At 44.0% G+C, this 16,606-nt stretch carries 1 protein-coding gene; it reads left to right on the plus strand.

Going from position 1 to position 16,606, the window contains the following annotated elements; translation table 11 throughout:
* The first annotated feature begins 229 nt into the window (after positions 1 to 229).
* Positions 230 to 16,582, plus strand: a complete 16,353-nt coding sequence (locus TOL9009_RS48340; protein ID WP_038295846.1) for a putative Ig domain-containing protein — start codon at positions 230 to 232, stop codon at positions 16,580 to 16,582.
* Positions 16,583 to 16,606 lie beyond the last annotated feature (24 nt).

The following is a 16,606-nucleotide window of genomic DNA, read 5'->3' on the forward strand; positions in this document are numbered from 1 at the left end:
TAGCGGTTAGCTATTAGCGGTTAGCTATTAGCAGTTAGCTAATCGCTTTTAGCTAATCGCTTTTATGGAAAGTAAAAAAAACACTTTAATCTTTATTTAAACCCTCGGATTTATCCGTTTTATTTCAGCCTAATTGCTAAAAGCTAAAAGCTAAAAGCTAAAAGCTAAAAGCTAAATTTAAAAACAGTTCAAACAACAGATATTTACTACTGGCAAAGGGGAGCGCATCATGGTTAGTTCCGATAATCTTGGCAGCAACAATACATCTTCAAACAGTGTCTTCGGTAACTCTCTTATTGATGACGCAACACTTGCTGCACCGCTAACCGAAAGCCCATCCCTGCTTCATATAGCAAAACCTACCAACAACAAAAATAGCGGTAACTACGACCCATTTTCTCCCCTAAACAACCAGCATACATCCAACGACACTACAACTAACCCCAACAATCGTCCAGTAAACACCAACGAACAATCATCGCTTTTCAACCAACCAATCTACACTCCCCCCGTTGCGCTACAACCACGTTACTCAAAAAATAAAACTGAAAAAGATATCCTCACTGGTAGTAATAAAAATAGCCCGTTAGTCAGCAGTTCCGAATCAGATCCGCTGACAAGTGCCAATACCAACCTGATGTCTATGTCGAGTTTTAGCGCAGGTTCATACGATGAAAGCACGGGTTCTACTTCCCTAAGTTACCAACCACCAAAGTTCACTTCATTTGCCTTAGTTAACGATACTGCTGGTGGTGGTACTACAAACACTGACTTCATTACATTTGACCCAACAATCAGGGTCACTGTCCCTTCTCCCCAAGAAGTTTATGAATGGAAAGCAGGCTTTAATAACACTCCTGAAGCCAACTATGTAAATATCTTGCCGTATCTGCAATCAAATGGCGTTACTACCTTTGACCGCACTTTGCTTTCGACGATTAACGGAAGTTCGCTACCAGATGGGGGATATGCTCTATACCTATTAACAAGACGGAACGAAGGACAGTTCCAGTCGGTATCCAAGGAGGGTTTTGGTTTTATCCTTGACACTACTCCACCCCCTCAACCAACCTTTAACCTAGATCCAGCATCTGACTCTGGTGTAATTGGCGATCGCAAAACCAAGGAAAGCACCGTAACCCTAGTAGGTCAAACTCAGGCAAACGTTACTGTCACTTTACAACAAACGTCGGGAGTAACAACCTCAGATAGCACAGGCAAATTTACCTTTGCCAATGTCCCCTTAGTAATGGGAGACAATTCCTTCACAGCAAGCGCTACTGATACTGCTGGCAACCAAAGTACTTTCTCCACAACCATCCAACGTCTCAACCCAATTGCTATCACCCTAACAGGCAACACCATAGCCGAAAATAGCCCGATAGGAACGGTAATTGGTCAGTTGAACACCAACAACCCAAATACGGGGAATTATACTTATACTCTACCAAACGACGCAAGCGGACGCTTTAAGATTGTCGGCAATCAACTGCAAGTAGCTTCGGGTACGCTGCTTGATTTTGAAAGCAATAATCAACACACCATTACAGTTCGCAGTACCGATGCGTCGAACGTAAGCACTACCCAAGAATTTACCATTAGCGTTACCAACGTCAATGAAGCACCCAGCTTTACCAGTACGCTTGCGAACACGAACATTTCTTCTGGCAGTACTTTCACTTACAATATTGCTACCACCGACCCAGATGCTCTTGACACGCGGACAATAAGTGCGAAAAACTTACCCAGTTGGCTAACTCTCACCGACAACAGTAATGGTACAGCGACTGTCTTCGGTACTCCTAACTCTAATCAACTGGGTTTATTTAACTTTACACTTTCTGTTAAAGATGCGGGTGGACTCAGCAACACGCAGAGTTTGCTTATCGGCAGTCAAATTACCCTCACCGAACAAACTAATTTTACCGCACAACGTAGCTTCCCGTTGGTTATTCCTGCTAATCCATCAATTCTCAGCTTCAAGATTGACCCCACCTTTGATTTAAACGACCTCAAATCCATTAACGACGCATTTGAAGTCGCATTAGTTGATGCCAATGGCAATTCTTTAGTACATACCGTTGCCAAAGGTAAAGATGCGTTCTTTAACTTAACTGAAGGTGAATCGGTAGGTAATGGTGCTGGTGCTACTTACAACGCACAAACCCGTACCGTTAGCCTTAACCTTACTGGTATTAAAGCTGATACTAATGCCACGCTGATATTCCGCTTGGTCAACAACGACAGCGATACAACTACCAACGTCAAGATTACAGACTTTGCCATCCAAGCTGCACCTGCGGGTACGCTTTCCCCCACACAAAGCACGTTTGCACCAGAAGTTACTCCAGGAACACCACCCAATTTTAACCTGCTAAGTGACGTTTCCAACAGCCTTCGCGCCGAATACCACAGTACCAGCTTCAACGCAGATACCAAGACTTTGTATGCAGACATCGCTATCCGCAATACTGGAAGTTACAGCGTTGATGCACCATTATTGGTTGCAGTTAAGAATATCAGCGACCCCTCTGTAATTCTACGCAATCCAGATGGGGTTACACCTGATGGCATTCCCTATTACGATTTCAGCAAGCTGGTTGCTTCTGGTAAACTCAATCCCGCTGGAGTAACTAACCAGCGTTCTTTACTATTCTACAACCCGCAAGGAAAACAGTTTACTTACGATGTAGTGGTACTGGCACAACTCAACCAAAAGCCAGTAATTGAAAGCAAACCCGTTATTGAAATCATTGGCGGTAAACAATACCGCTATGATGTTAATGCAACTGACCCACAGGGCGATACTCTCACCTACAAACTGCTAACTTCTCCTAGTGGTATGATAATTGATGCCACAACTGGGTTAATTAGCTGGAACACAGTAGCTAGCAACAAAGGCAACCAATCAATTGTAGTCGAAGTTAGCGACGGTCGCGGTGGTGTAACGCAGCAGAATTATACCTTATCAGTAATAGACACACCGCCGAATCGACCGCCAATTTTTACTTCCACCCCAGTAGTCGATGCGGCAATTAATACTGAATACAAATACGATGCCGATGCCACAGACCCCGATGCCGATAACCTAACCTACAGCTTGGCACTGGGACCAGAAGGCATGACAGTTGACCCTACCACTGGTGAGATCAAATGGACACCTACCAAAACGAAGGTATTCGGCGATACTGTAATAGAGAGGATTGCCAATCCTGGTGAAAGCGATACATTTACCTTTGGTGGAGCATTAGGAGAGCGCATCTATTTTGATTCCTTAGTTGGCAGTGAGTCTCAAACATTGCAGTTGTATAGCCCCAGTGGCTTAAAGTTAATTGATAGCAACACAAAATATCAGGATGTAATCAACTTAACTGAAACTGGCAACTATAACTTGGTTATTTCCGGTGCTACTGGTGACTATGGTTTTAGCTTGCTTGACTTCAATGCTGTACCAATTGCAACTTTTGACAGCAACATTACTGGTACACTCAGTCCAGGGTCAGAAGATGATGCGTACCGTTTGGACGGCAAAGCAGGTCAAAGGTTGTACTTTGACACTTTAACTGATAATAACAACTTGGACTGGGTTATTTACGACGCCAACAACCAAGTGATTGCCTCCAAAGATTGGAGTGATTTTGAGGTAGAATTGCCTGCTGATGGTCAGTATACTCTAGTTTTGCGGGGTAAGGGTAATTACAACGACAATATTCCCTACAGTTTCCGCATTATTAGCTACGACACAAATCCTACACCGCTGACTTTGGGAACCAATAGCAATCCCAATACCGTTAGCAGCAGCATTCTTAAAAAAGGTGAACAAGATGTCTATACCTTCACGGGTACTAGGGGACAGCGGCTGTACTTAGACACAATATCTGCAAGTAGTGGAATAAATGCCACTCTTATAAGTCCCAGTGGAGATAGGCAGAAGTATTTCACCAATTATAAACTAGATGGTAGCGATTCCAGTCTGTTCAGTTTAGAAGAAGATGGTGTCTACCGTTTGGTAATAGATGGTGATGGTGCAACAACGGGTGCGTACAGCTTTAACCTGTTGAATGCAACACTTGCTACTTCCATTAACTTAGATACAGATACAATTACTAACCGACTCGACCCTGGTAAAGAAACCCACTTGTATCGGTTGTCAACCACAGTGGCAAACCAGCGTCTGTATTTGGACTCTCTGTTAGGTTCCCCAAATGCTTCTTGGACGCTATACGGTCCTAGCAATCAAGTTATTCGCACAGCCACTTTAAATACTGATTTAGAGATAACGCTGCCAACCATTAACACATATACTTTAGCTATACAGAGTAACAGCGATAGCCCAATTGACTATCAATTTCGGGTGACTACTCCCGACGCAATTTCAACAGCGCTCTCGCTGGGCAGCACTGTATCAAGTAATATTGCAGAAAAAAGAGAACAAGATATCTACACGTTTTCAGTCTACGCTGATACGAGGTTATTTCTGGATGCCTTACAGGAATCTCCCAATATTAACGCACGGTTGGTAAGTCCGTCGTTAGTTGAAGTCTTTAATACCAAGATTGCCTCAGATTCTGCGCGTCACCCAGTTATTTTGCCAGAAACTGGTGGTTATCAGTTGATTGTTGAAGGTACGGGAGAAACTACAGGCAGCTACAGCTTCCGACTCAGTAATTTGTCTGCTGCTACCACCTTGTCAACGAGTACGTCCACCACTGGTACGCTGAATCCTGGGTCTTCAACTAACTTATATCAATTTACAGGCTATGCAGGAAACCGCCTATATTTAGATAGCCAAATTGCATCTGGCAATGCTACCTGGCTGCTTTATGGACCGGGCAACCAACTTATTGATTCAAAGCCACTCAGCGATGACTTTGAAATAGTAGTGCCCAGTAATGGAACATACTACCTCATGCTGCGGGGGGATGGTACCACAACTGCAATTAACTATAGGATTCAGGTTGTACCTACAACAGCTTCCCCCACTGCCCTAACTTTGGGAAGTACATATAGCTATAACATCAGCGGACTCGGCGAACAAGATGTTTATACTTTCGACATCACCACTAGTGGGCAGCGTTTGTATTTTGACTCCAGAAGCGGTAGTAGCAATATTACAACTAAGCTGACAAGTGCCAGCGGTGTGGAAGTATGGAGTGGCAATGCCAGTGCTGACAGTGCTCCTATTTTACTCACTGAAACAGGGACTTACCGTTTAACCTTTGATGGCAATGCTGACACAACTGGATCTTACAGTTTCCGCCTTGCCAACTTAGCATCTGCAACCAGTTTAACGCTCTCGACGACGATCGCTAACAGTTTGGCAACTAACGAAACCAAGCATTACAGTTTCAATGGTACAGCAGGACAAAGATTAAAATTTGACAGCTTAACGGCTACACAGAACGCTGACTGGGTACTGTACGCACCAGACGGTTCTATAGCTAATCAGGCAGCATTGAGTAATGACTTTGAAGCATTCTTGCCTACAAACGGCACTTACATCTTAGCCCTACGCAGCAGTTCAGCAAGCACCACTGTTAACTTTAGCTTCCGGGTAGATAACATCTCTTTACCTTCAGGAACGAACTCAGGTTTGGGGACAATACGCTCTGGCAGCATTACTACAACCCAGCCAGTTAACAATACCTTCACGGCATCTTCAGGTACTTTTGTATACTTTGACAGTCAGATTGCTGCGGAGTTAGGAAACCAAGTAACAGCCCGTCTTCTTGATTCGAGCAATAATCAAGTTTTTTCCACTAATGCTGCTTCTGATAGCAACCTAATTCAATTGCAGCAATCAGGAACTTATACCCTGCGTTTGGAAGGTAATGGTGACTACCGCTATCAATTGATTGACTTGGGGGCTGCTGTTGACTTAACTTTGAATGCTGTTACCAATGTTTCTTTAAATCCTGGTAAGGCTGCTTACTCCTATAAATTTAACGGAACAGTCGGTCAGCAACTATTCTACGATGCCCTTAACAGTAATAACCCCAACGCAACTGTTAGATTATTTACTCCTAGCGGTCGCCAAATTCTCAACACCCAAGCGCAATCTGATAGCGAATTTATCACACTGAATGAAAGCGGCATTTACTATGTAATTGTCAGTGGCAAAGAAGCCAGTGATACGTCGGTCAGCTTCCGTTTACTTGATAATTCTGCTAGTGGTGCTGCATCTCTTGCTTTAGACACAAATATTTATAATACTTTCTCGAATGGTGGATTTGGGACAGACCTCTATCGCTTCAACGGTACGGCAGGTCAATATTTATACTTTGATTCCATTGCCGGAACAACACCGAATACTTGGACTCTCTACGGTCCATCCGGTCAGCAGCTTGCCCGCAAAGATTTGGATAAAGACTTTGAAATAGCTTTGCCCAGTGCTGGTCAGTACCTGCTAGCTTTGACTGGAATTGGTGGTAGCGTAGCTGATTATCAGTTCCGGGTAGTAACACCCGTGCAAACCACAACAAGCATCTCTTTGGGTTCCACAATCAGTGGTAGCATTAGCGAAGCAGGCGAACAGGATACCTACACGTTTAACGGCACTGCTGGAAAGCATCTGTTCTTTGATAGCATCACTAGTGGTCAGGAGAGCATAAAATTGCTTTCTCCCAGTGGACTTGAGATTTTCAATCCCTTTGATTCTAAGTATAAAGAGCTATTCACCCTCGCTGAGAGCGGTACTTACCGCATTATTGTTGACGCTCCTGGTGAAACAACAACTCCTCAATATAGCTTCCGCTTCTTTGATGCTGATGTCGCTACTTTACTAAGTTCCGGTAGCAGGCAAAATATTACTGTTGCTGCTAATCAAACACAATTATACAGATTTAGCGGTACAGCTCTTCAGAATCTCTATCTTGAAAATAATTACACTGGTACGAAATCCACTTGGACGCTTTACGGACCGGGGAATCAAATTATTACCAGTGCTGACAGTGGTGTAGACAGAGAACTCCCTCTACCAGCTAGTGGCACTTACATCCTTGCTCTCAACGGTGCTGCTAGCGGGCAAACAAACTACCAATTCCAAATGGTGGCAACACCGACATCCCCTACCTCATTAACTGTTGGCAGCACTTACACAACTTCCATCGGTGTAATGGGCGAGCAAGACATGTATACTTTTACAGGGTCTGTGGGTCAGCGAATGTTTTTCGACAGTCAGGCTGGAATTGACACTTTAGGAGTTAAAATTTACAGTCCCAGTGGTGCTGTTATTTACAATCGCAAAACAACGCAAGAACAGGAACCATTTACACTCTACGAGGCTGGCACTTACCGGGTAGTATTTGATGGAGAAGGAAGAAGCACAGGTAACTACAGCTTCCGTCTCCTCGACTTGGCTTTTTCTACGAATCTGACCTTAAATACAAATACGTCATCAAGCCTATATCCAGCAAGCCAAGCGCAGCTGTATAAATTCACTGGCACCAAGGGACAACATCTGTATTTTGACTTATTTGGGGAGTGGAACACTAATAACGGCACTGGTTGGGCAGTTTACGGACCGGGCAACCAACTGGTTGCAAGCAACTTTAACAAGCAATCTGGTAGCTCCGATTTAGAAGTCAAACTACCTGGGGATGGTACTTACACCTTGATGATAGGTGGTAAAAGCAATGCCACCACCACGGAAAGCTTCCAATTCCGGGTAACAACTCCCCAAACCCTGACCCTTGGCAGTACCGTTCCTGGTTCTATCAACGCAGCAGGCAAACAAGATATATATACCTTTAATGGTACGCCCGGTCAACGATTGTTTTTTGACGGTCTGACTGGTAACAGCAATATTGCCGCTAAACTTTACAGTCCCAATGGTGTAGAAATTATTACTTTGTCTACCCTTGCTGACAGCAATCAACCCTTATTGTTAAAGGATAGCGGCAACTACCGCTTAGTGATTAGTGGTAATAATAATACAACGGGTAGCTACAATTTCCGCTTGGTAGATTTGGAAACAGTACCCACCCTTATCTTAAATACTCCCGTAATCGGACGGCTTGACCCAGGTGCTGAGGTTGACTTTTACCAATTTTATGCTCATGTCGGACAAAAATTTAACTTTGACCTGACTGCACCGCAATGGACTAATGCCAACTGGGTACTTTACGGACCGTCGAACGCAGCAATTGCTACACCCACTTCAACTAGCCCCGACTTTGAGGTAACTGCTGAAAAAGCAGGAACCTATGTTCTAGCAGTACGCGGTTCTTCCAGTACTCTTGTTGACTACAATTTTAAAGTTGTTCCTAGCCAAGTTAGTGTTAATCCAACCCCTACTTTCTCTGGCAATAAGTTTGTGGTAATGCCTGGTACAGGAGAAAAAGGGAACTTGGATTTGGATGGGACGAGTACTTACCGCGTTCGACTGGACGTAAGAGATGGACGAGGGGGTAAGGCTGAACAAAACTTTAAGATTCGCGTGCGTCCGGAACCGGGCAATAACTCACCAGTTATCGTCAGCGATCCGATTACTGTTGCCTATACGTCTTCATACTATACCTATGATGTCAAAGCCCTTGACTCAGATAACGACTCGCTGAAATATTCATTGGTGAGTGCCCCCCAAAGCATGACAATTGATGCCAACACAGGCATAATAAGCTGGAATACACCTGTGGTAGGTCAGCGAGACGTAACCGTGCGGGTGCAGGATACTCGTGGGGGGGTCGATACTCAGACTTTTAGGCTAAATGTCAGTGATGGTATTGCCCCTGGTAAAATTACAGGCAAAGTGTATGTAGGTAACGAATTACCGCCAACTGAAACTGTATATTTCCAGAATTTTGAGAGCGATACAAGTTTACTGACCGAATGGTCGAATGTTAAGCGAGATGTAACTCCAACGGGGCGAAAATTCCTCGGACAGTATGGAGGTCCAAATGATGGTACTGAGAACCAAGGTACGAGTTTGACGCTCAATAACTTACAGACTCACGATACTGTCACCGTTTCCTTCGATTTGTACATCATCAATTCGTGGGATGGCTTCGGCTATGGCGGTTATCAGCCAGACCTATGGAAACTGAGTGTAGACGGCAATCCTACACCAATTTTGTATACAGCTTTTGGTAACTATTGGAATCAGGTGTACCCCAACCAGATTAAACCTGGAGAGGAACCAATAATTGGTGAGACCAAAACAGGAGCATCAGAAGTTGACACTCTTGGGTATTATCCTAGTGCTGTATACAACTTATCGTATACATTTGCTCACTCAGCAGAATTGCTAAAACTTAATTTCTCTGGAGAAGGTACTACATCTTTTTATGACAGCGAAAGTTGGGGGATAGACAACGTAAAAGTTACTATGGGGCGCAATCTCAAACCTCTAGCAGGCACAGTTGTCTACGCCGATCAAAATGGTAATCGCCAGCGCGACCCAGAAGAACTTTTCACCCGCACAGATAACCAAGGCAACTATTCTTTAACGCTTGACCCTGGTAATTATACGATTGCACAAGAGACGAGACAAGGCTGGACGCAGACATTCCCTAACGGCAGCTACACCCACAACATCACCGTTGGCAGTAATCTCTTAGCAAAAGATATAAACTTTGCCAATATTATTGGGCTTGCTGAAAACGTACCGCCCGATTTTCTCAGCACACCACCAATTGATGTGATGGTTGGGCGTCCGTTTGTTTACGAACCCGTTGTTACAGACTTGAACGGAGATGCTCTTACTTATGACCTTGTGGTAAAACCTGATGGCATGGTAGTGGATTCGGCAACAGGAATTGTTGTTTGGAAACCCACCGCTAACCAAGTTGGAGAACAGGATGTGTTGCTGCGCGTTAGGGACTCTAACGGCGGAGTAGACCTACAATCCTTCAAACTCAAGGTATCTCCGTTAAATAACGCACCAGTATTTACGTCTGGGTTTGTCTCCGTAAACCGTGCCTTTGTTGGGCAAACTTACCAGTATAAGTTTACAACCCAAGATGCCGATGGTGATTCCATCAGTTATAGCCTTGCCCCAACAACAAGCGGTGCTTTTATTGACAAGAATACTGGCTTGTTTACCTGGACACCGCAAGCTGGTACTGAAGGTAGTAACACTTTTACTATCACCATCTCGGACGGACGCGGAGGCAAGAATAATTTGCCTTTTGGTATCAATGTTCTCCCCTCCACTGCTACTCCTGCCAACTCCTCACCTACCATCACCTCCCAACCACGTAAGAGCATTGCCTTGGGTCAAACCTACCTGTACGCTGTCCAGGCAAACGACCTCGATAACGACCCTCTCACCTACACCTTAGAAAATTCTCCAACGGGGATGACCATTGACAGCAAGGGTATAATCTCCTGGAGTCCTAAGTTCAACCAACTCGGTGCTATTCCCGTCACTGTTAAAGTTGGTGACGGTCGGGGTGGGTTTACTCCCCAAACTTTTAATATTGATGTTGTCAGTACTACTGTAAGAAGCAATTCTGCGCCCAGTATTACTTCTGTTCCCAACCTGATTACCAATTTAGACCGAGAGTATCAGTACAATATTACTGGTATTGACTCCGACGGCGATTTGTTACTGTGGAGTCTTGACAAAAAACCAGAAGGCATGGTAATTGATGCCAATACCGGAGCATTGCGTTGGAAACCGCGTGCCGACCAAATTGGCGAACATACGGTGGCTGTGCAGCTAACTGATGCCTACGGTGCATTCGTTGGTCAAGAATTTACGCTTACTGTTACTGGTGTCAACCAAACACCACAAATAGTCTCCACTCCTGTAACGTCTTCAGCACTAAATCAACAATATACCTACACGGTAGTTGCAACTGACCCTGAAAACGACGCGATCGCCTACAGTTTGGGTCGCCGTCCGGTAGGTATGACTATTGATGCTCAAGGTAAGATTCAATGGACACCAACACAAATTGGTTCTCAAACCGTTGAAGTTATAGCAAACGATACCCAAGGTGCAACTTCTACGCAGACATACACCCTAACGGTGGGTGCAACGGCTATTAACAATGCACCATTAATTACCTCTACCCCCGTGTCTGTTGCTGCGCTTGGCAGTACTTATAAATACCAAGTTGTTGCAAAAGACTCGGATGCTGGTGATACGCTGACTTATCAATTGTTATCTCCTTCTCCTGTACCAACGGGGATGAGCATTAATGCCACCACTGGTTTGCTGACTTGGACAAATCCTGTCGCTGGGAATTACCAAGTTGTTGTGGGTGCGGTTGATAAAGGTGGTTTGGCTGCTGCACAGCGCTTTACCCTGACTGCACGAGCTAATAACGCTCCCGTAATTAACTCGAATCCTGTTACAACTACAACTCCCGGCAGTGCTTACAGCTATGATGTAGTTGCGGTTGACCCAGACTCGGATCGCCTAACTTATACCCTCGACCAAGTTTCCCTCAATAAGGGAATGACCATCGATGCATTGGGAAGGTTGCGTTGGACTCCCACAACCAGCAATGTTGGCACGCATAATATTGTGCTGACGGTTAGTGATGGAAATGGCGGTACTAAGCAGCAGCCGTATAACTTGGTTGTAGCAGGTGATACTGTTGCACCAAAGGTTTCCCTGATTGCTACTTACGATACTGTAAATCTTGGGGAGTCGGTCACGTTCCAGGCACGGGCTACTGATAATGTTAAGGTGGCTGGGTTGCAACTGCTAATTAACAATTCTCCTGTAGTAATTGATGCTAATGGTTTGGCAACATTTACTCCGACAGTTGCAGGAACAATTAACGCTCGCGCGATCGCCACTGACACTGCTGGCAATGTCGGACAAAGCACTTTCAATGTAGTAGTAGTTGATACTAACGATGTGAGTGCGCCAATTGTTAATTTCAACTTGGTTGGTGTGACTGATGGTTTTGTGACTGCACCAAGTAAGATTAAGGCGACTATTACGGATGATGGTCAGTTGGATTATTATCGCCTATTGGTTGCACCTGTTAATGGTGGTGAGTTTAAGGAAGTATGGCGTAATGATAATCCGACTGTTGTTAATAATGCCTTGCTTGATGCTAAATATCAGTTTGACCCCTCTTTATTGCAAAACGATTCTTATATTTTGCGGTTGGAAGTTGCTGATAATGGCGGTCATATTTCGTACTCTGAGCAAGTTGTTGATGTTGCAGGTGAGTTGAAACTGGGTAATTTCCGGTTGTCGTTTACTGATTTGACTGTGCCAGTAACAGGGATACCTATTACGCTGACTCGCACCTATGACACGCTGACTTCCAATACCACTGATGATTTTGGGTATGGTTGGCGGATGGAGTTCCGGGATACTGATTTGAGAACTTCGTTGCGGACTCCAAGCGAGGAAGACCAGTTAATCGGCTATCAAAGTGCGTTCAAAGATGGTACGAAAGTTTATATTACACTGCCTGGTGGACAGAGACAAGCGTTTACTTTTAAACCGACGATTGATCCACAGTTTAGGTTATTGGCAAATCTTGGTGGTTCAAATGAGATTGATAGCGATCCGTATGTGTACAGACCAGCATTTGTAGGCGATAAAGGTGTAACTAGTACCTTGACGGTGAAAGATGCACGGATTCTTCATAAGGCTGGTACTAGTGAGTACGTTGGCTTGAATGGTGGTGTACCTTATAATCCGGCAGATGTCAATTTTGGTAGCGTTTATGTGCTGACGACGAAAGAGGGGGTTGTTTATGAGATTGATGCTTCGACTGGGGATTTGCTGACGGTTACTGATACCAATGGTAATAAGTTGACTTATACGGATGATGCGATTACTAGCTCTACTGGTCAGAAGATTACATTTGAGCGGGATGCGAGTGGTCGGATTAAGTCGGTGAAAGACCCAATGGGCGAACTTATCCGCTATGAGTATGATGAATTTGGGGATTTGGTGAGTGTGACAGACCGCGAGAAGAATACGACTCGCATTACGTATAACACTACTCGGAAACATTATCTCGACAAAATCATCGACCCCTTGGGCAGAACTGGGGTACGGAATGAGTACGGCTCGGATGGTCGCTTGAAGGAAATTATCGATGTCAACGGTAAAGCCGTTGAGATGTCGTATGACCCGAATAACTCCAGGCAGACTATACTAGACCAACTCGGTCATGCCACAGTTTATGAATATGACTCTCGCGGTAACATCCTTACTGAAATTGATGCTGAAGGTCAAATTACCAAGCGTAAGTACGATGATAACAACTATGTTTTGGAAGAAACCGTCATTTCAGACCGCTCTGGTCTAAATGGTTTTACTACTAAATACACTTACGACAGTCAAGGCAATCAGCTAACTCAAGAAGATGCATTAGGTAACATTACACGCTACACATACGGCGATAAGAGCCGCTTGTTGACGGAGACTGATGCCTTGGGTCGCACGACCACTAATGTCTACAGCACAAGTGGCAATCTCCGTTCAACTACTGATGCTCTTAGTCACACTAATAATTATACTTACGACCTCAGAGGTCAACTCCGGTCTGTTAAAGATGCTAATGGTAAAGTCACGGCATTTGATTACGATGACAATGGCAATGTTATTAGCGTTACAGATGCGTTGAGTAATGTTACGAATTATACTTACAACGCCAACGGTGACAAGCTGACTGAAACTCGTCAAATGACTCTCACCAATGGTCAGGTACGAGAGTTGTTGACAACGTGGACGTATGATGACAACGGTCGAATGAAAACGATGACCGATGCGGAAAATCATACTACCACTTATGAATATGACAAACTTGGGCATCAAACTGCGGTCATTGATGCGCTCCAGCACCGAACTGAGTATAAATACGACGACAAAGGTCAGTTGATTGCAACCATCTACGCAGACAACACCCCTGATAATCCTAATGACAACCCGCGAGAAATCAGCCGCTACGATGAAGCTGGGCGTACAATTGCAACCATTGATAAAGCTGGACGGGAAACGCGCTTTGTTTATGACAAAATAGGTCGCTTAAGATATACTGTTCTTCCAGATAATACGCTAGATAACCCAAATCTCTCACCGGAACTATGGGACAATCCCAAGACGGAAACTGTCTATTACGACGATGGCTTAGTTAAAGCGCAGATTGATGAGCGCGGCAATCGTACAGAGGTTCGCTACGATGCTGATGGTCGGCAAACTGAGATAATTTATGCCGATAACACACCCAATACACTGGATGATAATCCCAGAACTACTTATAAATACGATCAAGTAGGGCAACAGCTTTCCCAAACTGATGCGCTCAACCATACCACTACATATAAGTATGATGATTTAGGGCGGTTAACAAAAACCGAGTTTAACGACAAGACATACACCACCAGTGAATACGATAACTTAGGTCGGCGCATTGCTATGACTGACCAGAACAGCAAGCGCACTGAATATCGCTATGATGATTTGGGTCGCTTGACTGGGGTGAAGAATGCGCTTCAGGATTGGACTGAGTACGGGTATAACGAAGTTGGCAACCTGATTTGGATGGAGGATGCTAACGACCACCGTACCAGCTATGAATATGACAGAGTTGGTCGCCGGACTGCTACGATTTTACCACTTGATCAGCGTTCTGATACTGTTTATGATGCTGTCGGCAACTTGAAAACATACACAGACTTTAACCGCAACATTACTACTTACAATTATGACCCGATGAACTGGATGACTTCTAAGCAGTTCCAGGATGGATCGAAGGTTAGTTATGCATATACACAAGTTGGTTTGCAAAATATCGTCACATTTATTGACGTTTCGGGTCAAACGACTGCAACCTATGATTATGATTATGACGTGCGCGATCGCTTGACAAAACGTACTGACCCGGATGGACGCAAGATTGAGTACACCTATGATGTAGCAAGTAATCGCACTTCTGTTACTACCGCATCTGGCACAGTAAACTACACCTTTGATGTTCGTAACCGTCTTGACCAAGTAATTGAGAATTCTGTTGTAACCGCAGATTATGATTACGATGCAGTCAATAACTTGGTACGTACTACCTTTGCTAATGGCACGCAAGAAATTCGCTCTTATGATGACCTCAATCGATTGAAGTATTTGGAAAATCATAAGGGTGACACCATTCTCTCTAGCTACAGTTATACCCTGGACAAAGTAGGCAACCGCACCAAAGTCGTTGAACACAATGGTCGTAGCGTTGATTATACTTACGATGACCTGTATCGGTTGACTCAAGAAAAAATTACTGATGCGATTAATGGAAATCGGTTGTACGGTTATACCTACGACAAAGTAGGCAATCGTAAAACTAAGACTGAAATGGTCAACGATGCGACAACGGTTACAGATTACGTCTATGATGCCAATGACCGATTATTAGATGAGACTGTTAATCAACAAATCGTTGCAAATTATACCTACGATAATAATGGCAACACGTTAACGAAAACCAAAAATGGCATTACAACTGAGTACACTTGGGATTATGAAAATCGGTTGATTGCTGCAAGGGTTAAAGATGCTGGTGGTGTTGTTCAAGAACAGATGCAGTATCGATATAACGATAGGGGTATTCGGGTTGCTGCAACTGTTGATGGTATTGAAACGCGTTACTTGATTGATGAAATACAACCGTATGCACAGGTTTTGGAAGAATATTCTCCGAATGGTGCTGTGCTCAAGGAGTATGTTTACGGTAATGATTTGATTGCTCAGGAGAAGGCTAACGATCGCACTTTCTACCACGTTGATGGGTTGGGTAGTACGCGGATACTGACCGATGCTCAGGGTAGTGTTGTTACTACGTATAATTATGATGCGTTTGGGAAACTGCTGAATTCAACAGGTGGTGTAGAGAATAAATACCTGTTTGCTGGAGAGCAGTATGACCAGAACCTTGGTGATTACTACTTAAGGCAACGATATTACGACACTAATTCGGGGAGATTTACAAGAAGAGATACTTATGAAGGCAGGCTGAGTGAGCCAATGACGTTGCACAAGTATTTTTATGGCAACCTCAACCCAGTCAACTTTATTGATCCTAGTGGGCTTTCATTTACAGCTTCAGAGCAGGCTCTCGCTTTCTCTATAGAAACACGTTTGGCAGTGACCGCTTATGTAATAGTGACAAAATCTTATCACCCAGAACAGCTTAGGGGATTTGGCGAAGATGAACGACCGAGGACTATACTAGATGGACTGCTCACCTGGAGAAATACATGGGCTCCAGAAACTTTAGGTGGATTTAGCAAGGATTCACAACCTACAGTTAGTAATCATACAGGTCACTCAAGTCATGATATAAATGACTTAATTAGTTACCTCTTTACAGCCTCATCAAAGATCCCGGACGTTTGGATATCGCCGCAAGGAACGCAAGCTACTATTCCAAACAAAATTGCCAAACAAATTGGTATGGATCGTAATGATTTAGGTGATGCAATAGAAGATATGAAAATTTCTTCAGGTCTTCCTGGCAACTTTAATGTTGGAGTTTATTATGGATCGGGTAAAAATGTGCAAACAATTGATGGAGATAGTGTAAGCTTGGAGAAAGGTGATATCCTTCAAATGCAAAATGGAGAACTCGTTGAAGTTTTAGGTAATGCCTTAAATGAGTGGGGTAATAAATAATATCTGAAAGATTGTGTTAACAGG

Origin of the sequence: [Scytonema hofmanni] UTEX 2349, from assembly GCF_000582685.1 — a bacterium.
Lineage (GTDB): Bacteria > Cyanobacteriota > Cyanobacteriia > Cyanobacteriales > Nostocaceae > Hassallia > Hassallia hofmanni.